Below are 22,962 nucleotides of genomic sequence, written 5' to 3' on the forward strand. Positions count from 1 at the left end.
GCGGAGGGCACGGTCACGCCTACTCGAAGGAGCACGCGCTGCTCGAAGAAAGCGGTCACACCGTGCCGAGCATGCGCTCCAGTACGGCCCGCTGCCCTGGCCGGGCCACCTCGTACCGGGTGCGCCCCAGGTCGGTGATCCCGACCCGTACGCCGCGCCGGTCCTCGTCGCAGATCCCGCGGCTCACCAGGCCGTCCTTCTCCAGCCGGGCCACCAGCCGGGACAGCGCGCTCTGGCTCAGATGGACCCGGTCGGCCAGTTCCTGGACGCGGAAGGTGCAGCCGCCGTCCGCCGGATCCCCGCCGGCGAGTACGTCGAGGACCTCGAAATCGCTGGCCCCGAGACCGTGCTGATGCAGCTCACGGTCGAGTTCGCACGCCGTACGCGCGTGGACGGCGAGGATCGCCCGCCATTCCTCCACGAGCGCCCGCTCACCTTTGTCACCGGTCATCTCTGCACGGTAGCAGAAAAACGACGCTCCATGCGCAAGCATTAAATGCACTTGCATTGGATGCATGCGCATGTAGTCTGCTCCGCATGACCTCTCCGTCCTCCACCGTCCGCGCTACCGAAGCGAGTTGGAACGCCCGCCAGTGGGGCACCCTGCTGGTGCTCTGCGCGGCGCTGTTCCTCGACGCGCTCGATGTATCGATGGTGGGCGTAGCCCTCCCCTCGATCGCCCACGACCTCGACCTCACCACCGCCTCGCTCCAGTGGATCGTCAGCGGCTACATCCTCGGCTACGGCGGTCTGCTGCTGCTCGGCGGCCGCGCCGCCGACCTGCTCGGACGCCGCCGCGTCTTCCTGATCGCGCTCGGCGTCTTCGCCGCCGCCTCGCTGCTCGCCGGCGTCGTCGACTCCGGTGAGCTGCTCATCGCCACCCGCTTCATCAAGGGTCTGAGCGCCGCGTTCACCGCACCCGCCGGACTGTCGATCATCACCACCTCGTTCGCCGAGGGCCCGGTCCGCAACCGGGCGCTCACCATCTACGCCTCCTGCGGCGCGACCGGCTTCTCGATGGGCCTGGTGCTCTCCGGGCTGCTCACCGAGGTGGGCTGGCGCTGGACCATGCTGCTGCCCGCACCGGTCGCCCTGATCGCCCTCGTCGTCGGCCTCAAGCTCATCCCCAGGAGCCCCCGCGAGAGCGGCGCGGGACGCGGCTACGACCTGCCCGGCGCGCTGACCGGTACCGCCGCGATGCTGCTGCTCGTCTACACCGTCGTCGAAGCCGGACAGACCGGCTGGGGCTCGGCCCGCACCCTGGTGTCGTTCGGCGTCGTCGCCGTACTGCTGGCCGGCTTCATCGCCATCGAACGGCGCTCCGCGCACCCGCTGATCCGGCTCGGCATCCTGCGCTCCCCCAACCAGATCCGCGCCAACCTGGGCGGCGCCACCTTCATGGGGTCGTACATCGGCTTCCAGTTCCTCGTCACCCAGTACATGCAGTCCCTGCTCGGCTGGTCGGCACTGCACACCGCGCTCGCCTTCCTGCCGGCCGGCGCGCTGGTGGCCATCGCCTCGCCCCGGATGGGGCCGGTGGTCGACCGGTTCGGCACCCCGCGGGTGATCACGGCGGGCTTCGCCTCGCTCGTCCTCGGCTATGTGCTCTTCCTGCGGGTCGACCTGTCGCCCGCCTACGCCCTCGACATCCTGCCGTCGATGCTGCTGCTCGGCACCGCCTTCACCCTCGCCTACTCGTCGCTCAACATCCAGGCCACCAACGGCGTCAGCGACCATGAGCAGGGCATGGTCTCCGGCCTGCTCAACAGCTCGTTCCAGGTGGGCGGGGCGATCTTCCTGGCCATCGTGACCGCGGTGGTGACGTCGAGCGGCACCGGGTCGCCCAGCACGCCGCAGGCGGTCCTGGACACCTACCGGCCGGGGCTCGTGGTCGTCACCCTCATCGGGGTGGCGGGGCTGCTGATCACCGTCACCGGGCTGCGCAAGCGCCGTCCGGCCCACGAGATCGTCGTCGCGACCTCCGTACCGTCGGCCTCGTCCGCCGGTGTGGTGGCGGCGGAGGCCGAGGCGCAGCCGGTGGCGGTGCGCGACTGACCGACCGGTCCGCCGTACCACCCGGGAACCGACCGTCGTCCGGTCCCGCGCCACGAGGGAGGGCGCGGGGCCGGACGTCTCCCGTGGCGCGGGGCCGGGTGCCGGACCGGCGGATTGTGCCGCCGGTCCCAGGGGAAGGGTGTTCCTATGCGTGGGACTCGTACACAGGCCGAGCGGGACGCCACCACGGTCGAGATGATGTACGCGGCGGCGGCCGGAACGGTCTTCGCCGCGATCGCCTTCGCCCTGGTGGTGAGCCCGGTGCTAGCCGGGCGGGTGCACGGCGACGCCCGGCACAGCTGGGTGACGGCGGCCGTCGCCGTGGCGGTGGTGACCTTCTGCGGCACGGTGGCCGGCGTCCTGCAGCGCCATGAGAACCGGACGCGCGAAGCGCGGGACGTACCGGGCCGCAGAGAATCCCGCTGAGCCGGATCGATTCAACCCCGGTCGGGTGCCGGCCCCTTCGGTCAGCCGAGCCACCCAGGGCGTACCAGCCCGGACTCATAGGCCAGGACGACGAGTTGGGCCCGGTCGCGGGCACCGAGCTTGATCATGGCGCGGCTGACATGGGTCTTGGCGGTGAGCGGGCTGACAACGAGTCTGCGGGCGATCTCCTCGTTCGACAGGCCGATGCCCACCAGCGCCATCACCTCGCGCTCGCGGTCGGTGAGGTGCTCAAGGCCCGCGACGGTCGTCGGCTCCTTCGACCGGGCCGCGAACTCCGCGATCAGCCGGCGGGTCACCCCCGGCGAGAGGAGGGCGTCGCCCTCCACCACCGCCCGGACCGCCCGCAGCAGTTCCGCCGGCTCGGTGTCCTTGACCAGGAAGCCGGAGGCACCGGCGCGGATCGCCTCGAAGACGTACTCGTCCAGCTCGAACGTGGTCAGGATGACCACCTTGACGCCGGTCAGCGCCGGATCCGCGGTGATGTGCCGTGTGGCCACCAGACCGTCCATACGCGGCATGCGGATGTCCATCAGGACGGCGTCCGGGGTGAGTTCGCGCACCAGCCGCAGCGCCGCCTCCCCGTCGTCGGCCTCGCCGACCACCTCGATATCGCTCTGGACGTCGAGCAGCGCCCGGAAGCCGGCCCTCACCAGGACCTGGTCGTCGGCAAGCAGTACGCGGATCATCGGCCCTCTTCCTCGGTGGCGCCCGCCACGGTACCGGCCGCGCCGGACGGCAGCCGTGCCAGCACGCGGAAGCCGCCGCCGGGGCGCGGTCCTGCCTCGACCGTGCCGCCCAGCGCCGCGGCCCGTTCGCGCATACCGATCAGGCCGTTGCCGCCGCCCCCGTCGCCCTCCTGCCGCTGCGCCGAGGGTCCGTCGTCGTCCACGCTCAGCTCGACCCCCTCCGGCCCGTATCCGAGGCGGACGCGCGCGGTGCGGGAGCCGGAGTGCCGGACGATGTTGGTCAGCGCCTCCTGGATGATGCGGAACGCCGCGAGGTCCGCGCCGGGCGGCAGCGGGAAGCGCGCTCCGGCGGTGGTGATGTCCACCGTCAGACCGGCGCCGGCCGCCTGTTCGGCGAGTTCGGGCAGCCGGTCCAGGCCGGGGGCGGGCGACCGCGGCGCGTCACCCGGTGCCCGCAGGGTGCTGAGCACCTGTCGGACCTCGCCGAGCGCCTCCTTGCTGGCGGCTTTGATGGTGGTCAGCGCCGTACGGGCCTGCTCGGGGTGGTCGTCCATGAGCGCGAGGGCGACACCCGCCTGCACATTGATCACCGAGATGCTGTGCGCGAGGACGTCGTGCAGCTCCCGGGCGATCCGCAGCCGCTCCTCGTCGGCGCGCCGGTTCTCCGCCTCCTCGCGCTCGCGCCGCTCGCGCGCGATCCGCTCACGGCGGGCCCGGAACAGCTCGGCGCCGGCCAGGACCGCCAGCAGCCAGGCGGCGATGCCGGACGCGGCCATCCAGGACGAGGGGCCGTCGCCCTCCGGCGGCAGCCAGCGGTACAGCCACTGGCCGACCAGCAGCTCCCCTGCGTAGACCACCCCCGCGATGATCAGCACGGCGCGGCGGCGGCCCGCTCCGATGGCGGCGAAGAAGGCCACGACCACGCTGAGGAAGACCGGCCCGTACGGGTAGCCGAGCGCGAGATAGCCGCCGGCCACGGCGGCGGTGCCGGCGGCGACGAACACCGGCAGGCGGTGGCGCAGCGGCAGCATCGCCGGTCCTGCCAGCAGCAGTACGTAGGCCAGCGAGTCCAGGGGCACGCGGCCCGTCTGGTTGCGCGCCGCTCCGTTGGAGCCGACGAGCTGCGCGACCGCCACGGCGATCGAGGAGATCCAGGGGTAGCGGGTGGCGATGCCACGGAACCGGGGTGCCCGGGGCGACTCCTGGTCTGTCATGCCGCAACGCTAGACCGGCGGACCGATGGCCGTCGTCCGCTGCCGGTGGTCATCGTGACTACTCCGCTGGGAGTACGGCGGCGGGCGACAGCCCGACCTGGCCGGCCAGCGCGCCCACGGCCTGGTCGAAGAACGCACCGCGGGCCTCCACCACGCGGTTGAACTGGCCGAAGAGCTCGAAGCTCAGCAGTCCGAAGAGCTGGGCCCAGCTGCCGACCAGCGCGGCGACGACCGGGATGGGGAGCTCCGGGCCCAGCTCCGCCGCCAGCCGGGCGGCGTCCGCCCTGACCGGCGCGGCCAACGGCGATCCGGGGGGCGGGCCCAGGGTGCCGGCCGCATGCGCCTCCCGCACCACGGCGACCAGCGTGAGCGGTACGCGGGAGGCGGGGCCCACGGTGTCCATCGGCGCGATGTAGCCGGGCACCGGCGAGCCGTAGATGAGGGCGTACTCGTGCGGGCGTGCCAGGGCCCAGTCGCGCACCGAGCGGCAGACCGCCACCCAGCGCGCGTGCGGGGCGTCGCCGGCCGTGCGGGCGAGGGCGGCCTCGGCCTCCGCTCCCATGGCGTCGTACGCGTCGATGATGAGCGCGGTCAGCAGCTCGTCCCGGCTCGGGAAGTAGCGGTAGAGGGCCGAGGAGACCATGCCCAGCTCGCGCGCCACCGCACGCAGGGAGAGGCGGGACGCGCCCTCGGCGGCCAGCTGCCGTCTCGCTTCTTCCTTTATGGCGGCGGTTACTTCGATTCGGGCCCGTTCCCTGGCTCCGCGGATCACACTCATGTCGTCCAGTCTGCCATCTTCCGGAGCATCGGCCAACAATGAGAGCACCGCTCTTGTTTTTTCCGGACGACGGTGACAGGCTGAACTCAAGCGAGAGCACCGCTCTCCATTTCGCCTCAGGGAGCACCGATCATGGCCGACCGCGACCACGTCAAGAAGCCCGGCTGGTTCACCGTCAACGTCTTCAACCGCACGGTCGCGTGGCTGACCCGGCGCGGGCTGAGCATCTGGGGATCGCGGGTGCTGGCCGTGAAGGGCCGCAAGAGCGGCGAATGGCGGCGCACCCCGGTCAACCTGCTGACGGTCGGCGAGGAGCGCTACCTGGTGGCCCCGCGCGGGCACGTCCAGTGGACGCACAACATGCGGGCGGCCGGCGGCGGGCAGCTCATCCTCGGCCGGAGGACCGAGGAGTTCACCGCGACCGAGATCGCCGATGACGACAAGCCGGTGCTGCTGCGCGCCTACCTCAAACGCTGGAAGGCCGAGGTCGGCGTGTTCTTCGGCGGCGTCGGACCCGATTCGACCGACGAGGAGCTGCGCGCGATAGCGCACAAGCACCCCGTCTTCCTGGTCACCACCTCGGGCTGACGGCGAACCGCCCGCGAACGGCCTGCGGGCGGACCGCCAGGAACAGGGGCCGACGGGCCACGGGACCACGGAGCCGTCGGACTACGGGGCGAAGGTCACCTCGACCTTGGTGAACCCGAGCGAGGTGAGCAGCCGCTGCAGCATCGACTGGGTGTTGGCCTCCGCGCGCCGGCCCAGCTCGGTCGCCTTGGCCGCGTCCTGGATCTTCTGCGCGGCCAGTTCGTTCAGCTGCTTCTCGTTCCCGGGGTTGTTGCCCAGGAAGTCGCCGAGCCGGTCGAAGAAGCCCCGCTGCTGGGAGACCACATAGGAGTTCTTCGGGTCGAGGGCGGTGCGCTCCAGCTCCGCGTGGGGCAGCCGGATGGTCGCGGCGGTGCGGTCGGCGGAGACCGTGACCGCGTCCTTGCCGACCTTGCCCAGGTCCACATAGGAGTCGACGCTGCCCGCGCCGACGTACAGCGTCCGCTTGCCCTTCACGGAGTCGGGAAGGAAGGTCGCGTCCTTCTGCAGATCGACGACGACCTGGAAGTTCCCGCTCGCGCCCTGGAAGCGGCTCATGTCCTGGATCGACTTCAGCACCACGGGACCGCTGCGGTCCTTGGTCTTCTCGCCGAACGGATTGGGGATTCCGGGAAGCAGGTCTGCCTTGGCGAAGAGAAAGAAAAGCCCGGCCAGGACCACCACCGTGGCGGTCAGCCTGGCCCACCACGGCATTCGGCCCGCACTGTCGCGCAACACCATGTTGACGGCACCTCCTGGGAAGTCGCCTTCCCCTCAAGTGCCGTTCCATGGGCCGCCGTTACGAACGGTCCAGCGCCCACAGCGCCCGGCGGGCGAGCGGATGGTTACGGACCAGGTCCGCGAGGGTGCCCTTGCCGCGGGTGATCCCCGCGAAAGCGTTCCAGGCCGGCGGGAAGGTGGTGAGAACGGCGTGCAGCAGACCGGGGCGCTTCTCGAACAGGGCCAGCATCCGCCGCCCCACCCCCATCTCCACACCGAGCCCGGCCTTCACGGCGAAGGCGTAGTTCAGCGCCTGCCGGCGGGCGTCGACCGCGTCGTGCGCCTCGGAGATCCGGACCGCCCACTCCCCCGCCAGCCGTCCGGAGCGCAGCGCGAACGAGATGCCCTCACGGGTCCACGGCTCCAGCAGCCCCGCCGCGTCACCGCACACCAGGACCCGGCCACGGGACAGCGGGGAGTCGTCGGAGCGGCAGCGGGTGAGGTGCCCGGAGGAGATGCTCGGTTCGAAGCCGGCCAGCCCGAGGCGGGCGATGAAGTCCTCCAGGTAGCGCTTGGTCGCGCTGCCGTCACCGCGCGCGGAGATCACGCCGACGGTGAGCGAGTCGCCCTTGGGGAACACCCAGCCGTAACTGCCGGGCAGCGGGCCCCAGTCGATGAGGACGCGGCCGGCCCAGTCCTCGGCCACCGACACCGGTACCGGGATCTCGGCCTCCAGGCCGAGGTCGACCTGGTCCAGCTTGACCCCGACGTGAGCTCCTATCCGGCTGGCGCTGCCGTCGGCGCCGACCACGGCGCGGGCCAGGACGGTCGCCCCGTCGTTGAGCACGACGGCGACCGTCCGCCGGTCGGGCACGGCCGGGCCGTGCTGCTCCACGCGGGAGACGGTCACCCCGGTCCGCAGCACGGCCCCGGCCTCCTGCGCCGTCCGGACCAGGGCCTCGTCGAACTCGGGGCGGTTGATCAGGCCGAACAGCATGTGCCGCGAGCGCTTGGTGCGGGTCAGCTTGCCGTTGAGACTGAAGGTGACCGCGTGCACACGGTCCCGCAGCGGAAGCTCGAAGCCGGGCGGCAGCGAGTCGCGGGAGGGGCCGATGATGCCGCCGCCGCATGTCTTGTAGCGCGGGAGTTCGGATTTCTCCAGCAGCAGCACCCTGCGGCCGGCGGCGGCCGCCGCATGGGCTGCCGAGGCACCACCGGGGCCGGCACCGACCACCACGACATCCCAGACCGTGTCGTCCGCTCCGTCGTCCGCCGAACCGCTGCCCTGCGCCGCTTGCTCGCTGCTCACGTGTGATTCCGCTCCCGCTCGACCCGCCGACTCTCGTCGCCCCTGCTCAGCCGCATCCTATGGCGAGAACCCGGCTCCGACCGCTGTGGCACCATCGGCAACGTCCACTTGTGCGCACGAACACACCATCACACCCGCAAGGAGCGCCCATGCAGGCCGTCCCGCTCTCCGAAACCGTCGCCTCCCTCATGCCGCGCGCCCGCGCGGAACTCGCCGAGCTCGTGTCGTTCGCGTCGGTCGCCGACGAACGCCAGTTCCCGAGGAGCGGCTGCGAGAAGGCCGCCGGCTGGGTCGCCGACGCACTGCGGGCCGACGGCTTCCAGGACGTGGCACTGCTGGACACCCCGGACGGCACCCAGTCGGTCTACGGATACCTCCCAGGACCGCAGGGCGCGCCGACCGTGCTGCTGTACGCGCACTACGACGTGCAGCCGCCGCTGGACGAAGCCGCCTGGATCTCCCCGCCGTTCGAGCTGACCGAGCGGGACGGCCGCTGGTACGGGCGCGGCGCCGCCGACTGCAAGGGCGGCATCCTGATGCACCTCACGGCGCTGCGCGCGCTGCGCGAGCACGGCGGGTCCCCGGTGAGCATCAAGGTCATCGTCGAGGGTTCCGAGGAGCAGGGCACCGGCGGCCTGGAACGTTATGTCGAGGCGCACCCCGAGCTGCTGACGGCCGACGCGATCGTGATCGGTGACACGGGCAACTTCCGGGTCGGGCTGCCGACGGTCACCGCGACGCTGCGCGGCATGGCGATGGTCGAGGTGAAGGTCGAGACCCTCGGCGGCAATCTGCACTCGGGCCAGTTCGGCGGTGCGGCCCCGGACGCGCTCGCCGCGCTCATCCACATGCTCGGCACCCTGCGCGACGAGAACGGCGCCACCACCGTCGACGGGCTGGCCGCGGACGGCCGGTGGAACGGGCTGCAGTACCCGGAGGACGACTTCCGCAAGGACGCCAAGGTGCTGGACGGTGTCGGCCTCGTCGGCACCGGCACGGTCTCGGACCGGGTCTGGGCCCGGCCGTCGGTGACCGTGCTGGGCATCGACTGCCCGCCGATGGTGGGCGCGACCCCGTCCGTCCAGGCGAGCGCGGGAGCGTTGGTCAGCCTCCGGGTGCCGCCGGGCATGGACGCGCAGGAGGCCGCCGACGCGCTCATCGCGCATCTGCGGGCGGCCGCCCCCTGGGGTGCCCGGGTCGAGGTCACCCAGCGCGGCAGCGGCCAGCCGTTCCGCGCCGACACCACCAGCCCGGCGTACACCGCGATGGCCGACGCCATGCGCACCGCGTACGGCCAGGAGCTGGAGATCGCCGGTCAGGGCGGGTCGATCCCGCTGTGCAACACCCTGGCCACGCTGTACCCCGAGGCGGAGATCCTGCTGATCGGCCTGAGCGAGCCGGACGCCCAGATCCACGCGGTGAACGAGAGCGTCTCCCCGCAGGAGCTGGAACGCCTGTCGCTGGCCGAGGCGCTGTTCCTGGGCCAGTTCGCCGCGTCCAAGTCCGTATGAGCTGACGGGGTCCCGCCGCTGAGCGGCGGGACCCCGTCAGGCCGGTTCACTCGACGGGCCGGCCGGCCTCCAGGTTCAGCGGGACGCCGCGCTCGCGGGCCCGCAGCGCCCAGTGCAGCCGGTCCAGCCGTACCGGGGGCAGCAGCCCCGCGGCCTCGTCCTCGGTGACGAACCGCCAGCCGCGCAGTTCGGCGCCGGGGAGCAGCAGCCGTTCGGCGTCGGCCGCGGGTATGCGTCCGCCGTCGAAGAGCAGCCGCATTCCGCCGAAGCCGGGTGGCGCCGGCGGTTCCCAGTCGACGACCAGCAGCCTCGGCACCACGGCGAGTTCGATGCCCAGTTCCTCGGAGACCTCGCGCAGTCCCGCCTGCGCCGGTGCCTCGCCCCGCTCGACGACCCCGCCGGGGAACTCCCAGCCCGGTTTGTAGGTCGGATCGACGAGCAGTACCCGGTCGTGCTCGTCGAAGAGCAGCACCCCGGAGGCGACGGTCTCCGCCGTGGGTTCCGGGGTCTGCACGATGTCGCAGCGCCCCACACCCTGGCGCAGCGCCTCGGCGATCCGCTCCGCGGTCTGGCGGGGTGTCAGCTTCGCCGTCCTGATGACATACGCGTCGGTGCTGAGCCAGGACAGCGCGTCCAGGTACTCCGGAAGGTGGTTCCCGGACCAGCGGCGCGCCGGCGCGCCGGCTCCGGGCGGCAGCGGCAGCCCGCCGACCGGTCCGCCGTCCAGTCCCTCGCCGGGGTCCGCCCGCAGCTCCTCCTCCGCCTCCTCCCGGCGGGCGAGACGCTCCCGCAGGATCGTTTCCCCTGGGTCGAGCAGCACATGTCGCACCACGATTCCGCGCGAGGCCAGACCGCCGAACAACTCGTCGCGGTACTCCTGCCGCAGCAGAGTGGCCGGGACGACCAGCACTCCCCCGACCTCCTGGAGCAGCGCGGCGGCGGTGTCGACCACCAGCCGCCGCCAGATCTGCAGGTCCTGGAGGTCGGTCACCTCCTGGAGCCGCTTCTCGGACAACAGCTGGCCGAGTCCCGTACCGATGACCTCCGGATCGTAGAGAGTGCTGCCCGGCAGTAGGTCCAGCAGTTCGCGTGCGGCGCTGGTCTTGCCAGCGCCGACCGCCCCGTTCACCCAGACGATCACGGTGCCCCCTTCTCCGTAGCCCCCTACGAATTGCCCGGATCATCGCTATCGGCAAACGCGCAGTACCGGCCATCGGCTCGTACCGGCCCCCACCGACGGCCTCCCGACGGCCTCCCCACGCCCCTCTCGGCGCCCAGCCTGCACCCGCCCGTCACCCGGCCCGGAAGAAAGTTCTCCCGCCGTGTCGATCCGGGGCGACCCCGTTCGACGCATGAGTAGAAGCCGTGAGCAGAAGCACGGTCCGGCCGGCGCGCAGCGCCGGAGCACCCGGCCCGGACGCCGTCCCTCCCCACCTCAGGAGCAGCATCATGACCACGACCCACTCCGCGTCCCCGTCCGTGAACCGCCCCTCCGCGGCCCGCCAGCTGTCCGCCGCCGCATCGGGCCGGCGGCGGCGCGTCCGGGCCGCCGCCGTGGCCGGCGCCGTCGTGGCCACCTGCGCGGTCCGGGCCGTGGGCCACGCCGCGGGTGCGGACTTCGCGCTCGCCGACTCCATGGGCAGGACCGTCATCAGCCTGCCGGTCGTGGCCGTCTTCAGCCTGCTGTTCGCACTCCTCGGCTGGGGCGGCCTGGCGCTGCTGGAGCACTTCACCCGGCACGCCCGCACCGCGTGGACCACGCTCGCCACGGCGGTGCTGCTGCTGTCGCTGCTGCCGGTCCTCGCCGAGGAGGCCACGACGGCGACCAAGGTCGCGCTGTGCCTGGTGCACGCCGCCGTGGCCGCGGTCCTCGTCCCGGCGCTGCGCCGGACCACCCGCTGACCGCCGGGCACTCTCCCGCTTCACCCCTTGTTCGCGCCGAGGGTGAGGCCCGCGATGAACTGCCGCTGCAGGATCATGAAGACCAGGATCGTGGGCAGCGCGACCATGACCGACCCGGCCGCCAGCAGGTTGTAGTCGGTGAAGAACTGTCCGCGCAGGTTGTTCAGCGCCGAGGTGATCGGCAGTTTGTCGCCGGAGGACATGAAGACCAGCGCCCACAGGAAGTCGTTGTACATCCAGGTGAACTGCAGCGTGGCGAGCGCGGCGACAGCCGGCCGGCACAGCGGCAGCGTGATGCGCCAGTACTGGGTCCACACGCCCGCGCCGTCGACGATCGCCGCCTCGATGATCTCCATCGGCAGGGTGCGCATGAAATTGGCGAGAACGAATACGCAGAAGCCGGTCTGGAAGGCCACCTGGACGGCGATCACGGCCCAGTAGGAGTCGTACATCGTCATCGAGTCGGACATCCAGTACGGCAGCGGAATCCGGTTGAAGAGGGCGTACAGCGGGGTCACGATCACCTGCTGCGGCAGCAGGTTGCCCGCGGTGAACATGACCAGCAGGAAGACCCGGCCCCTGAGCTGGATCCGGGACACCGAGAAGGCGACGAAGGAGGCGAAGAACAGCGTGAGCAGCAGCGCGGGCACCGCGATGATCAGGGAGTTGACGAAGTACTTGCTCATCTCCCCCTCGGTGAACGCCTGCCGGTAGTAGTCGAACGACAGATGCCGCGGCAGGGAGAAGTACCCGTACTTCGCGGTCTCCTGGTAGGGCCGCAACGAGGCGTAGACCGCGAGCAGCAGCGGGGCGAGGAACGCCAGCGACACGGCCATCAGGAACGTGTGGAGTCCCAGACGCGCGGGCCGGACCCGGCGCCGGTCCCGCGAACCGCCGGTGGCGGCCTTCGCGTGCTGGTGGGAGGGCCGGGCGGCAACGGCGGATGTCATGGCTTCCTCTCCTCGCGCATCTCCTGGACCAGGTACGTCACGATGAATCCCAGCGAGATGGTGAGCAGCACCACCGCGATCGCCGATCCGAAACCGATCCGGCTCGCTTCGCCGATGATGTTGTCCGTGACGAGCACGCTGAGAAGTTCCAGACCGTTGCGCCCGTGGTTGACGGCGTAGACGATGTCGAACGCCCGGAGTGCCTCGATGACGGTGATCACCACGACGATGACGTTCACCGGCCGCAGCGCCGGCAGCACGACCCGGAAGAACGCCTGCACCTCGCTGGCCCCGTCGATCGCCGCGGCCTCCTCGAGGGCCGGGTCCACCGACTTCAGCCCGGCCAGGAAGAGGATCATCACGTAGCCGGTGTGCCGCCAGGCCGCGGCGAGCAGGATCGCCCAGATGTTCAGCGAGGGATCGCCCAGCCAGTCGGTCGGGTTGTCGGTGTTCGCCAGGACGGCGTTGAGGGCGCCCTGGTCACGGGAGAAGACCAGCTGCGTGATGAAGCCGACGACCGCCAGTGAGAGCACGACCGGCATGTACAGGGTGCTCTGGTAGAAGCGGCTGAAGCGGATGTTCTTGTCCAGGAGCACCGCGAGCAGCAGCCCGAAGGGGGTGGCGATCAGGCCCAGGAACCCCAGCCAGAGCAGGTTGTTGCGGGCCGCCCGCCAGAACGGCGGATAGTTCGTGAACAGGTCGTGGTAGTTGCGGGTGCCGACCCAGTGGATGCTGCCGACGCCGTCCCAGCTGGTGAACGACAGCCCGATGGAGGCGAACGTGGGGCCCCAGACGAGGCCGATCTCCAGCAGGACGGGTATCCCGAGCAGCACACCGAGGACGGCGAGGTCGCGGGGGGAGAACCTCCGCGGACCCCGCCGTCCGGCGCGCCGCGTGATGATCTGCGGCACAGCCTGTACTCCTAGTCCGCGGCGGCGAAGATGGACTTCTTCTGCCTCTCGATGCTGTTGACCAGCCCGTCGATGTCGTCCGGCTTGTTGATGAACGTCTGCAGCGCGGGGATCATGACGGTCGAGGCGAAGTCCGGACGGGTGTCGCGGTCCAGGTACTGGGATATGTGTTGGGCGCCGGCGACCAGTACCGCGGACTTCTTCTGCAGTTCGGTGTACTTGGCGGTGGAGGCACCGGAGTTGACACCGACGTTGTTCGGGTCGCTCGCGAGATAGGAGTCCTCGGCCGCCGGGGTGGCCAGGTACGTGAGGAAGTTCCGTGCCGCGTCCTTGTTCTTGGCCTTCTTCGACATCAGGAAGCCGTCGATGGGTGCTTCGACCGAGTCCTGCCCGTGCGCCGGATCGATCTCCGGGAAGGGGAAGAAGTCCAGGTCCGCGTGCTCGGCCTCGGGGAACTGGGTGCCGGGGTGCGGCAGTCCGAAGACCGCCATGCCGGTCTTGCGCTGCTGCAGGCTCTGCCCCGCCTCCTCCCAGGTCCGGCCGTTGGCGCCCTTCTGGTGGTAGGGCATCAGGCTGCGCCAGAGGTCGAAGACGTGCTTGACCTTGGGGTCGGTCCAGGACTCCTTGCCGGCCATGAGCGAGGCGTGGAAGTCGTAGCCGTTGGCCCGCAGGTTGATGTAGTCGAACGTGCCCATCGCGGGCCAGCCGTCCTTGTCGCCGAAGGCGATCGGCGTGAGCCCGTCCTTCTGCATCTGCCGGGCGAGCGCGGTGTACTGGTCGAACGTCTTCGGCGGCTGGTAACCGTGCTGCTGGAAGAGGCTTTTGCGGTGGAAGACGGCCCACGGGTAGTAGTAGTACGGCACGAAGTACTGCTTGCCGTCATGCCCGGTGGACTGCGCCTTGAGCGCGTCGGAGAAGCCCTTGAATCCCGACCACACATCGCTGATGTCGGACAGCAGGCCCTTTTCCGCGAAGAACTGCATCCGGTTGCCGGCGAACCACATGAAGACGTCGTCCGGGCTGCCCTGCAGATAGCGGTTGATGTTCTCCTGGAACGTGTTGTGGTCGACGGTGTTGACCTTCACCGTCCTGCCCGACTGCTGCTGATAGGCGTCAAAGGCCGACTGGAACGCCGTCTTCGGCACGGCGTCCGACGCGTTGGAACCGAGAGTGACCGTCTTGCCGTCCCCGGAGGGACCGCTGCCGCAGGCGGCGAGCAGCGAGGGAAGGGTGACCGCTCCCGCGCTGATCGCCGCGCCCCGTAACAGACTTCGGCGGGAGATCCGATGTCCGGACGCTTCCCCGACTGTGGGCCGACCACTGAACGATGACTGCGCCATGTCCCCCTCCTCGTGGGTGGAACTGAACACAACCGAACGCGAGCGGTGCGATCCCATCGCCAAGAGGAGGCGGTGTCAAGGTTTCTGACCGGATGACCGGCAACAGCTAGGGGATCTCGCCTCACCAATTTCCACCATTGTTCAACGCAAACAATCGCCATTTCCCGTGGAATGACGCTGCGTCACTCCGGGCGGAGCCGAATCCGGGACGATATGTCCCTACTCCGCAGGCGCCGCGTACCGCCAGTCATCGGAGCGCTGGTCACCCTTCCAGGGCGAACTCCGGTGAGAACTCGGCCAGTCCGAGCACCTGGGCGGCGGCCGCCGCGGCGCCGACCAGACCCGCGTCGGTGCCCAGCAGCGCCGGAACCACCTCGATCCCGGCGGCGAACGACAGAGTCGCGTAGCGCGCCAGATACGCGCGCAGCGGGCCGAAGAGCACGTCTCCCGCGCCGGCCACCCCGCCGCCGATCACCACGACCCGCACCTCGACGAGCGTCGCGGTGGCGGCGATCCCGGCCGCGAGCGCCTGCGCGGCCCGGTCGAAGGAGGCCAGCGCGACCGGGTCGCCGGCGCGCGCGGACTGCGCCACGGCGGCGGCCGTCGGCTCGGCGCCGCCGGCCGGCACCCAGCCGTTCTCCAGGGCCCGGCGGACGATGTTCGGTCCACTGGCCAGCCGCTCCACACAGCCGCGCGATCCGCACGGGCAGGAGTCGCCGTCGAGGTCGACGCTGATGTGGCCGATGTGGCCCGCGTTCCCCGTGGGGCCGGGCAGCAGGGCGCCGCCGAGCACCAGCCCGCCCCCGACGCCGGTGGAGACGACCATGCAGAGCGCGTTGTCGTAGCCGCGGGCGGCGCCCAGCCAGTGCTCGGCCGCAGTCATCGCGACGCCGTCGCCCGTCAGGACGACCGGAAGCGCGTCGGCCGCCCGCGCCACCCGCTCGACCAGCGGGAAGTCACGCCAGCCGGGGACGTTGACCGGGCTGACGGTGCCCCGCGAGGCGTCCACCGGGCCCGCGCTGCCGATGCCGACGGCCACCACCCGCCGCCATCCTCCGTCCAGGCGCAGCTCACCGAGGACCTCCCCGACGGCGCGCATCACCGTCTCCCCGTCCTGCTTGGCGGGGGTCGGCCGCAGCGCGCGCACGAGCAGCCGGCCGCTCGCGTCGACCAGAGCGCCGGCGATCTTCGTTCCGCCGATGTCCAGTGCGGCAATCAGCGAGCCTGCGGCGCGGTCGGAGTGCATCGGGTTCCGTTCTCCCTCTCATTGGCCGGATACCCGCACGTGACGCGGGGTTAGGAGTAGTGTTTCCTTTCGCTGACAACGTTGTCCATTCATTGCGGCAAGGAATATCGCGACAGTGACCCATACCCCGGGGCATACCCCCCGCCCCACCATGAAGGACGTCGCGGCGCGGGCCGGAGTCGGGCTCAAGACGGTCTCCCGGGTGGTCAACGAGGAACCGGGGGTCACCCCGGACACCATCCAGCGGGTACGGGAGGCGATCGACGCCCTCGGCTTCCGGCGTAACGACAGCGCACGGCTGCTCCGCACCGGACGCACGGCCAGCATAGGGCTGGTGCTGGAGGATCTCGCCGACCCCTTCTACTCGCCGCTGAGCCGGGCCGTCGAAGAGGTGGCCCGCGCGCACTCGACCCTGCTGTTCACCGGTTCCAGCGCCGAGAACGCCGAACGCGAGCAGGAACTGGTCCTCGCGTTCTGCGCCCGCCGGGTGGACGGGCTGGTCGTGGTGCCCGCCAGCGACGACCACCGCTATCTGGAACCGGAGATCGACGCCGGTGTCTCCACCGTCTTCGTGGACCGGCCGGCCGGCGGCATCGACGCCGATGTCGTCCTCAGCGACAGCGCGGGCGGCACCCGTGAGGGCGTCGCCCATCTGATCGCACACGGCCACCGCAGGATCGGCTTCATCGGCGACGAGCTGCGGATCCACACCGCGAACGAGCGGCTGCGCGGATACCGCGAGGCGATGGCCGCCGCGGGGCTGCCGGTGAGCGAGGAGTGGATCTCGATGGGCCCCACCGCGCCCGAGCGGGTACGCGCCGCGCTGACGGCGATGCTGGCCGCTCCGGAACCGGTCACCGCGCTGTTCGCCGGCAACAACCGGGTCACCGTCACCGCGGTGCGGGTGCTCCTCGGCGAGGTGCGTCCGGTCGCCCTGGTGGGGTTCGACGACTTCGAGCTCGCCGACCTGCTGCGCCCCGCGGTCACCGTGATCGCGCAGGACGCCGTCGGACTGGGACGGGCGGCGGCCAAGCTGCTCTTCCGCCGGCTGGACGGCGGATCGGACAAGCCGCGCCGGATCGAGCTGCCCACCCGGCTGATCGTGCGCGGCTCGGGCGAGATCCCGCCGGCGCCGTAGCCGGCGGCCCCGGTGCCCGGCCCGGCGCCGTCAGGGCGCGCCGGCCGGGCACGGTCGGTGGGAGGCTCCCCCGGGGCTCAGCGGCCGGCCAGGGCGTCCAGTTCCGCACGGCCGAGCCCGGTGCGGGCGGTGACCTCTTCGAGGTCGACGGCGCCGCAGTCCAGGCCGCGCAGCAGGTAGCCGCTGAGCGCCTTGGCGGTGGCGGGCTCGTCCATCACATCGCCGCCCGCCTTGGCCACGTACGCCGCAAGCCGGGCCGCGGCGGTGTCGAGGCCCTCGCGGTAGAAGGCGTAGACGGCGGCGTAGCGGGTGGGCAGGTGGCCGGGGTGCATGTCCCAGCCCTGGTAGTAGGCGCGGGCGAGCGAGCGGCGGACGAGGCCGTGGTGGAGCCGCCAGGCGTCGTGCACCTGGGCGGTCGGACCGACCGGCAACACGTTCGTGGAGCCGTCGGAGAGCCGGACGCCGGTGCCCGCCGCGGCGACCTGCATGACCGCCTTGGCGTAGTCGGCGACCGGGTGGTCCATCGACTGGTAGGCGGCGCTGACCCCGCAGGAGGCGCTGTAGTCGAAGGTGCCGTAGTGCAGTCCGGTGGCGCGGCCCTCGGCGGCGTCGATGAGGCGCGGCACGGTGGCGGTGCCGTCGGGGCCCAGGATCGACTGGGTCGTCTCGATCTGGATCTCGAAGCCGATGCGGCCGGGCGTCAGGCCGTGCGCCTTCTCGAACTCCTCGCAGAGCCGGACCATCGCGCTGACCTGCTGCGGGAAGGTCACCTTCGGCAGCGTCAGCACCAGCCCGTCCGGCAGGCCGCCGGACCGCATCAGGGTGCTGAGGAAGATGTCCAGGGTGCGGATCCCGCGGTCGCGGACCGCCGCCTCCATGCACTTCATCCGGATGCCGATGTACGGGGGCGCGGTCCCGTCCTCAACCGCGGCCGAGACGATCCGGGCGGCGGCCACGGCCGCGGCGTCCTCCTCGGCGTCCGGGCGCTGGCCGTAGCCGTCCTCGAAGTCGATCCGCAGGTCCTCGACGGGCTCGCGCTCCAGCTTGGCGCGCACCCGGTCGTGGACCGGCCCGGCGAGCTCGTCGCTCAGGCCCAGCACCCGAGCGAGGGCCGCCGCGTCCGGGGCGTGCTCGTCGAGCGCGGCCAGCGCCTGCCGGCCCCAGCTGCGGACGGTGTCGGCGGTGAAGGCGTCGGCGGGGACGTAGACGGTGTGCACCGGCTGCCGGGTGCCCGGGTCCCCGGGGTAGCGGCGGGCCAGCTCCGCGTCGGTCGCGGCGAGAGAGGCACCGATGCCCTCTCGTACCGCGTCCGCCAACGTCGTGCCGACCGTCTCACCCTGCGTCATGTGCCAGCCTCCCGAACTTCAACAAACCGTTGAAGGGAAGCTATCCGCGCCGCAGGACCGGGTCAACACCCGGACCGGCCCGATGTCGGGGTAAAACGCGATTTCCTATTCTTTCCCGGCCCTGCGGACCTGGCGGAACGCACGACGGCCCCCGCACGCGCCAGGCGTGCGGGGGCCGTCGGAGGCGTTCCTCGGGATCAGCCCTTACGGGCGGTGATCTCCTCGGTCAGCTGCGGGACGACCTGGAACAGGTCGCCGACCACGCCGTAGTCGACCAGGTCGAAGATCGGCGCCTCGGCGTCCTTGTTGACCGCCACGATCGTCTTCGAGGTCTGCATGCCGGCCCGGTGCTGGATGGCGCCGGAGATGCCGTTGGCGATGTAGAGCTGCGGCGAGACCGACTTGCCGGTCTGGCCCACCTGGTTGGTGTGCGGGTACCAGCCGGCGTCCACCGCGGCACGGGACGCGCCGACGGCCGCACCGAGCGAGTCGGCGAGCGCCTCGATGACGTGGAAGTTCTCGGCGCCGTTCACACCGCGTCCACCCGAGACCACGATCGCGGCCTCGGTCAGCTCCGGGCGGCCGGTGGACTCACGCGGGGTGCGCGTGAGGACCTTGGTGCCCGTGGCCAGCTCACCGAAGGAGACGGCGAGCTGCTCGACCGTGCCGGCGGCCGGGGCGGCCTCCGGCGCGGCGGAGTTCGGCTTGACGGTGATGACCGGCACGCCGGTGGTGATGCGCGACTTGGTGGTGAACGACGCGGCGAACACCGCCTGCGTGGCGACCGGGCCACCCTCGCCCGGCTCGACGTCGGTGGCGTCGGTGATGATGCCGGAGCCGAGGCGCAGCGCGAGGCGGGCCGCGATCTCCTTGCCCTCCGCGGAGGACGGCACCAGGACGGCCACCGGCTCCACGGCCTGGGCGGCGGCCTGCAGCGCGTCCACCTTCGGTACGACGAGGTAGTCGGCGAACTCGGCCGCGTCGGCGGCCAGCACCTTGACCGCGCCGTACTCGGCGAGCACGGGGGCGGCGGTGTCGACACCGGCGCCGAGGAAGACGGCGACGGGCTCGCCGATCCGGCGGGCCAGGGTCAGCAGTTCGAGAGTCGGCTTGCGGACGGCACCGTCCACGTGGTCGACGAGGACGAGGACTTCACCCATGGGTACGGTCTCCTGCGAAATCTGTAGGGGCGGGGGCGGATGGGTCGCGGATCAGATGAACTTCAGCCTCGCGAGGCTGCTCTAGATGAACTTCTGCTCCGCAAGGAAGGCGGCAAGCTGCTTGCCGCCCTCGCCCTCGTCCTTGACGATCGTGCCGGCGGTGCGCGCCGGGCGCTGCGTGGCCTCGTCCACCGTGGACCAGGAGCCGGAGAGGCCGACCGTGGCCTCGTCGATGTCCAGGTCGGACAGGTCCAGGGACTCCACCGGCTTCTTCTTGGCGGCCATGATGCCCTTGAACGACGGGTAGCGGGCCTCGCCCGACTGGTCGGTCACGGAGATCACGGCGGGGAGGGACGCCTCGAGCTGCTCGCTCGCCGCGTCGCCGTCACGGCGGCCGGTCACCTTGCCGTCGGCGACGGACACCTCGGACAGCTGGGTCACCTGCGGGACGCCGAGGCGCTCCGCGAGGATCGCCGGCAGCACGCCCATGGTGCCGTCGGTGGAGGCCATACCGCACACGACCAGGTCGAACCCGGCGTGCTCCACGGCCTTGGCGAGCACCAGCGAGGTACCGAACACGTCGGTGCCGTGCAGTGCGTCGTCCTCGACGTGGATGGCCTTGTGGGCGCCCATCGACAGCGCCTTGCGCAGCGCGTCCTTGGCGTCCTCGGGACCGACGGTCAGTACCGTGATCTCGGCATCGTCGGCGGCGTCGGCGATCTGCAGCGCCTGCTCGACCGCGTACTCGTCGAGCTCGGACAGCAGACCGTCAACGGCGTCGCGGTCAGTGGTCAGGTCCTCGGCGAAGTGACGGTCGCCCGTGGCGTCGGGCACGTACTTCACACAGACAACGATCCTCAAGCTCACGCCTGCTCTCCTACTGCTTAGTCTCGTCAACTGCCCTTGCAGGCAGCATAGGCGCCTTAGCGGGGTGGCCCCCCACCGGCACGCACCAGCGTTCCAACAGAAGGTTACTCGCCAGTACACCCAGCTCCTCACCCGTAAGCAAGGGTGATGAACTGTGACGTTGCCGACGCCACGGCCCGGAACGGGTCAGTGGCGCAGCCCGTTGAAGCCGCCCTGGTGGTAGAGGAGCGGGCTGCCGGGGCCCGTCGGGTCGCCCGCGACGGCCTGTGCCACCACGATCCGGTGATCGCCCGCCGGGATACGGGCCAGCACGCGGCAGACCAGCCAGGCCGAGACCTCGCCGAGCACCGGCACACCGTGCGGCCCCTCGCGCCAGTCGGTGGCCGGGCCGAACCGGTCGGCGCCGCTGCGCGCGAAGGTCGCGGCCAGCGCTTCCTGGTGGTCGCCGAGCACATGGACGCCGACGAACGGGACCTCGGACAGCGTGGGCCAGCTGGAGGAACCGGTACTGATGCCGAACGAGAGCAGCGGGGGTTCGGCCGATACGGAGGTGAGCGAGGTGGCCGTGAAACCCACCGGCCGGTCGCCGGCCGCGGTGATGACGGCGACCCCGGCCGCGTGGCGGCGGAACACCGAGCGGAAGACGGCCGGGTCGAAGCCGGCGGCGGTGCCGGGAAGGGTGCCGAGGTCGGTCAGGGCAGTCATGGAGTTGTCCTTCTGGAGCGGTCGGGCCGGAGGCGAATGGTCGTCTGGGGCGCTCAACAACTCGGACAGCGCGCACTCGAATGGCGACCGAGATCGACATCCGCGCGCGTGTGAAGAAGGGGGTCTCGCGACATAACGTCAGAGTGACGATGGCAGGCGGGCTCCGTCAAGAGCGGCCCGGGATTTGGGATCCCCATCACAAGATCACCGGTCCGGATGCGCCGGTCCGCGGGCCGGCCGTCACACCGCGGCGCCGAGCGCCGCGATCACGTCCACCTTGCGCGGCTGGCCCGCCGCCCGGCGCACCACCGCTCCGCTCGCGTCGAGCACGAGGACGGTCGGGGTCTTCAGGATCGCCAGCCTGCGGACGAGTTCCAGATGGGCCTCCGCGTCGATCTCGACGTGGGTCACCCCTTCCACCATGGTGGCGATCTCGTCGAGCGTCCGCCGGGTGGCCCGGCACGGGGCGCAGAAGGAGCTGGAGAACTGCACCAGCGTGGCGCGCGCACCGAGCGGCCCGCCGATCTCGGCAGCCGTCAGCCGCTCCTGGCCGTCCTTCGTCCGCACCCGAATCCTCCCGTTCCGGCGCTGGTGCACCAGGCCGAACGCGCTCGCCGCCGCAAGGACAGCGAGGCACACCACCAATCCCGTCATCTTTTCCTCCCGCAGCGGTGCAGCGTTCACGGGACCGCAATGATTCCCGTGGGGCCGGGTGCGCCCCGGTCCGGGATCATCGGCTCCATGAACGCGATGAATGCCGCGAACGCCGCCCCCGCCTCGAGCCTCGATGTCCGCGGGCCCCGCTTCGGCGCCGTCCTCACCACCGTCGTCCTGGCCGCCGTCCTGGTCACCGGGAGTGGCTGGCTGCTGGCCGTACAGGCGGTGGTCTTCGCGACCGGCGCCGCGGCCGGCGTGCGGCGCTCCCCCTACGGCTGGCTGTTCGCCACCGTCGTACGGCCCCGGCTCGGGCCGACGCAGGAGACCGAGGACCCCGCGCCGCCGCGCTTCGCGCAGGCCGTGGGGCTCGTCTTCGCGCTCATCGGTCTGGTCGGCTACTTCGCCGGACCGCTGTGGCTGGGTATGGCCGCGACCGGCTGCGCGCTGGCCGCGGCGTTTCTCAACGCTGCCTTCGGGTACTGCTTGGGGTGCGAGATGTATCTCTTGTTCCGGCGTGCGACGGGGTGACGTGACGAGAATCTCGCGGGATCGTGGGCACGCAAGGTGACACGGGGCACGTTGTCGGTGCACGATCCATCAGCGACCGGAACCTACGGGCGCGTAACTTCCGCCGGGAGAGCCGCCCCCGGAGAGAGCAGGTACCCGGACATGGCTGAACTCGTCTATCCCCCGGTCATCGGCGTTGCCCGCACCATGTTCCGTGTGCAGGGGCTGCGCTTCGACATCGGCGGCACGGAGAACGTACCGCGCAAGGGCGGAGCGCTGCTGGTCTCCAACCACATCGGCTACCTGGACTTCGTCTTCGCCGGTCTGACGGCGCTGCCGAACAAGCGGCTGGTCCGCTTCATGGCGAAGGACTCGGTCTTCCGGCACAAGGTGTCGGGTCCGCTGATGCGGGCGATGAAGCACATTCCGGTGGACCGCTCGGAAGGTATGCACGCGTACGCGCACGCGCTGGACGCGCTGCGGGCCGGCGAGATCATCGGGGTCTTCCCCGAGGCCACCATCTCGCAGTCGTTCACCCTGAAGTCGTTCAAGTCCGGCGCGGCGCGGCTCGCCGAGGAAGCCGGCGTACCGCTGCTCCCGATGGCCCTGTGGGGCACCCAGCGGCTGTGGACCAAGGGGCACCCGCGCCATCTCGGCCGCAACAAGTTCCCCATCACCATGCGGGTGGGCGAGCCGATGCGGGCGAACGAGGGCGAGAAGCCGGGCGCGCTCACCCGGCGGCTGCGGATGCGCGTCCAGGAGCTGCTGGAGGACGCGCAGCGCGCCTACCCGGGCAAGCCGAGCGGCCCCGACGACCGGTGGTGGCTGCCCAGCCACCTCGGCGGCACCGCGCCCACCCCGGAAGAGGCCGCCGAGCTGGACCGTGCGGACCGCGACGAGCGGGCGGCCAGGCGCTGACCCACCGCGC

Annotated in this window: 24 protein-coding genes; 8 read left to right on the plus strand and 16 right to left on the minus strand. The window is 71.2% G+C overall.

Annotated features, from left to right (window positions below; genetic code table 11):
- Window positions 1–55 precede the first annotated feature (55 nt).
- Window positions 56–451, minus strand: coding sequence for a MarR family winged helix-turn-helix transcriptional regulator (locus tag C6N31_RS10260; protein ID WP_138353851.1), 396 nt, complete (start codon window positions 449–451; stop codon window positions 56–58).
- Window positions 452–537: 86 nt separating this feature from the next.
- Between C6N31_RS10260 and C6N31_RS10265 the strand changes: the two genes are divergently transcribed.
- Complete coding sequence (locus C6N31_RS10265) at window positions 538–2,055, plus strand: MFS transporter (protein ID WP_138353852.1); 1,518 nt, start codon at window positions 538–540, stop codon at window positions 2,053–2,055.
- A 147-nt stretch (window positions 2,056–2,202) separates the two neighbouring features.
- A complete protein-coding gene (locus C6N31_RS10270; RefSeq protein ID WP_138353853.1) occupies window positions 2,203–2,481 on the plus strand; it encodes a DUF6332 family protein in 279 nt (92 codons plus the stop codon).
- Between the two features lie 41 nt (window positions 2,482–2,522).
- Here C6N31_RS10270 and C6N31_RS10275 read toward each other — a convergent pair whose 3' ends face one another.
- The 3 genes from C6N31_RS10275 to C6N31_RS10285 are packed head-to-tail and all read right to left on the minus strand — an operon-like array spanning window position 2,523 to window position 5,180.
- Complete coding sequence (locus tag C6N31_RS10275; protein WP_198357434.1) at window positions 2,523–3,188, minus strand: response regulator transcription factor; 666 nt, start codon at window positions 3,186–3,188, stop codon at window positions 2,523–2,525.
- Window positions 3,185–4,402, minus strand: coding sequence for a sensor histidine kinase (locus C6N31_RS10280; RefSeq protein ID WP_138353855.1), 1,218 nt, complete (start codon window positions 4,400–4,402; stop codon window positions 3,185–3,187). The genes C6N31_RS10275 and C6N31_RS10280 overlap by 4 nt, the downstream gene beginning before the upstream one ends.
- Before the next feature lie 58 nt (window positions 4,403–4,460).
- Window positions 4,461–5,180 (minus strand): TetR/AcrR family transcriptional regulator, encoded by a 720-nt coding sequence (locus C6N31_RS10285; protein WP_138353856.1) that lies wholly within the window; start codon window positions 5,178–5,180, stop codon window positions 4,461–4,463.
- 132 nt (window positions 5,181–5,312) lie between these two features.
- On the opposite strand from C6N31_RS10285, the gene C6N31_RS10290 reads away from it, so the two are divergent.
- Window positions 5,313–5,768 (plus strand): nitroreductase family deazaflavin-dependent oxidoreductase, encoded by a 456-nt coding sequence (locus tag C6N31_RS10290; RefSeq protein ID WP_138353857.1) that lies wholly within the window; start codon window positions 5,313–5,315, stop codon window positions 5,766–5,768.
- Between the two features lie 81 nt (window positions 5,769–5,849).
- Here the strand turns inward: C6N31_RS10290 and C6N31_RS10295 are convergent, their stop codons facing one another.
- Both C6N31_RS10295 and C6N31_RS10300 read right to left on the minus strand, forming a co-directional pair.
- The gene (locus tag C6N31_RS10295) at window positions 5,850–6,506 is read right to left on the minus strand and encodes a DUF4230 domain-containing protein (RefSeq protein WP_138353858.1); all 657 of its coding nucleotides are present in this window, start codon (window positions 6,504–6,506) and stop codon (window positions 5,850–5,852) included.
- A gap of 58 nt (window positions 6,507–6,564) precedes the next feature.
- A complete protein-coding gene (locus C6N31_RS10300; RefSeq protein ID WP_138353859.1) occupies window positions 6,565–7,794 on the minus strand; it encodes a geranylgeranyl reductase family protein in 1,230 nt (409 codons plus the stop codon).
- 149 nt (window positions 7,795–7,943) lie between these two features.
- Here C6N31_RS10300 and C6N31_RS10305 point away from each other — a divergent pair, with 149 nt between their 5' ends.
- Entirely contained in the window at window positions 7,944–9,305 is a 1,362-nt protein-coding gene (locus C6N31_RS10305) for a dipeptidase (RefSeq protein ID WP_198357435.1), read from the plus strand.
- A gap of 46 nt (window positions 9,306–9,351) precedes the next feature.
- Here C6N31_RS10305 and C6N31_RS10310 read toward each other — a convergent pair whose 3' ends face one another.
- The gene (locus C6N31_RS10310; RefSeq protein ID WP_138353861.1) at window positions 9,352–10,446 is read right to left on the minus strand and encodes an NUDIX hydrolase; all 1,095 of its coding nucleotides are present in this window, start codon (window positions 10,444–10,446) and stop codon (window positions 9,352–9,354) included.
- Between the two features lie 308 nt (window positions 10,447–10,754).
- Between C6N31_RS10310 and C6N31_RS10315 the strand changes: the two genes are divergently transcribed.
- On the plus strand, window positions 10,755–11,207 hold the full coding sequence (locus C6N31_RS10315; RefSeq protein ID WP_138353862.1) for a DUF6069 family protein: 453 nt from the start codon (window positions 10,755–10,757) through the stop codon (window positions 11,205–11,207).
- A gap of 20 nt (window positions 11,208–11,227) precedes the next feature.
- On the opposite strand, the gene C6N31_RS10320 is transcribed toward C6N31_RS10315, so the two are convergent.
- The 4 genes from C6N31_RS10320 to C6N31_RS10335 form a co-directional block, all read right to left on the minus strand.
- Window positions 11,228–12,157, minus strand: coding sequence for a carbohydrate ABC transporter permease (locus C6N31_RS10320; protein WP_138353863.1), 930 nt, complete (start codon window positions 12,155–12,157; stop codon window positions 11,228–11,230).
- Entirely contained in the window at window positions 12,154–13,068 is a 915-nt protein-coding gene (locus C6N31_RS10325; protein ID WP_198357436.1) for a carbohydrate ABC transporter permease, read from the minus strand. Before C6N31_RS10325 ends, C6N31_RS10320 begins: the two co-directional genes overlap by 4 nt.
- Window positions 13,069–13,079: 11 nt before the next feature.
- Window positions 13,080–14,408 carry an ABC transporter substrate-binding protein gene (locus C6N31_RS10330; RefSeq protein ID WP_232485042.1) on the minus strand — a complete coding sequence of 443 codons (1,329 nt, stop codon included), beginning with the start codon at window positions 14,406–14,408 and terminating at the stop codon, window positions 13,080–13,082.
- 262 nt (window positions 14,409–14,670) lie between these two features.
- Window positions 14,671–15,654 carry an ROK family protein gene (locus tag C6N31_RS10335; protein ID WP_198357437.1) on the minus strand — a complete coding sequence of 328 codons (984 nt, stop codon included), beginning with the start codon at window positions 15,652–15,654 and terminating at the stop codon, window positions 14,671–14,673.
- A gap of 151 nt (window positions 15,655–15,805) precedes the next feature.
- On the opposite strand from C6N31_RS10335, the gene C6N31_RS10340 reads away from it, so the two are divergent.
- Window positions 15,806–16,792 (plus strand): LacI family DNA-binding transcriptional regulator, encoded by a 987-nt coding sequence (locus tag C6N31_RS10340; protein WP_138353866.1) that lies wholly within the window; start codon window positions 15,806–15,808, stop codon window positions 16,790–16,792.
- A gap of 77 nt (window positions 16,793–16,869) precedes the next feature.
- Here the strand turns inward: C6N31_RS10340 and C6N31_RS10345 are convergent, their stop codons facing one another.
- From C6N31_RS10345 to C6N31_RS10365, 5 genes are all read right to left on the minus strand, one after another.
- Window positions 16,870–18,138: a DUF6986 family protein gene (locus C6N31_RS10345; protein WP_138353867.1), complete on the minus strand. Its 1,269-nt coding sequence runs from the start codon at window positions 18,136–18,138 to the stop codon at window positions 16,870–16,872.
- 197 nt (window positions 18,139–18,335) lie between these two features.
- Window positions 18,336–19,298, minus strand: a complete 963-nt coding sequence (locus C6N31_RS10350; protein ID WP_138353868.1) for an electron transfer flavoprotein subunit alpha/FixB family protein — start codon at window positions 19,296–19,298, stop codon at window positions 18,336–18,338.
- A gap of 81 nt (window positions 19,299–19,379) precedes the next feature.
- Window positions 19,380–20,165 carry an electron transfer flavoprotein subunit beta/FixA family protein gene (locus C6N31_RS10355; RefSeq protein ID WP_138353869.1) on the minus strand — a complete coding sequence of 262 codons (786 nt, stop codon included), beginning with the start codon at window positions 20,163–20,165 and terminating at the stop codon, window positions 19,380–19,382.
- A 186-nt stretch (window positions 20,166–20,351) separates the two neighbouring features.
- The gene (locus C6N31_RS10360; protein ID WP_138353870.1) at window positions 20,352–20,870 is read right to left on the minus strand and encodes a flavin reductase family protein; all 519 of its coding nucleotides are present in this window, start codon (window positions 20,868–20,870) and stop codon (window positions 20,352–20,354) included.
- Between the two features lie 240 nt (window positions 20,871–21,110).
- Window positions 21,111–21,524, minus strand: coding sequence for a thioredoxin family protein (locus tag C6N31_RS10365; RefSeq protein ID WP_138353871.1), 414 nt, complete (start codon window positions 21,522–21,524; stop codon window positions 21,111–21,113).
- An 87-nt stretch (window positions 21,525–21,611) separates the two neighbouring features.
- Between C6N31_RS10365 and C6N31_RS10370 the strand changes: the two genes are divergently transcribed.
- Together C6N31_RS10370 and C6N31_RS10375 are read left to right on the plus strand one after the other, a co-directional pair.
- Complete coding sequence (locus C6N31_RS10370) at window positions 21,612–22,055, plus strand: DUF4395 domain-containing protein (RefSeq protein ID WP_232485043.1); 444 nt, start codon at window positions 21,612–21,614, stop codon at window positions 22,053–22,055.
- 141 nt (window positions 22,056–22,196) lie between these two features.
- Complete coding sequence (locus tag C6N31_RS10375) at window positions 22,197–22,952, plus strand: lysophospholipid acyltransferase family protein (RefSeq protein ID WP_138353872.1); 756 nt, start codon at window positions 22,197–22,199, stop codon at window positions 22,950–22,952.
- The last annotated feature ends 10 nt before the right edge of the window (window positions 22,953–22,962 follow it).

It is taken from the genome of Streptomyces fildesensis, assembly GCF_016107395.1.
In the GTDB taxonomy this organism is placed as follows: Bacteria; Actinomycetota; Actinomycetes; order Streptomycetales; family Streptomycetaceae; genus Actinacidiphila; species Actinacidiphila fildesensis.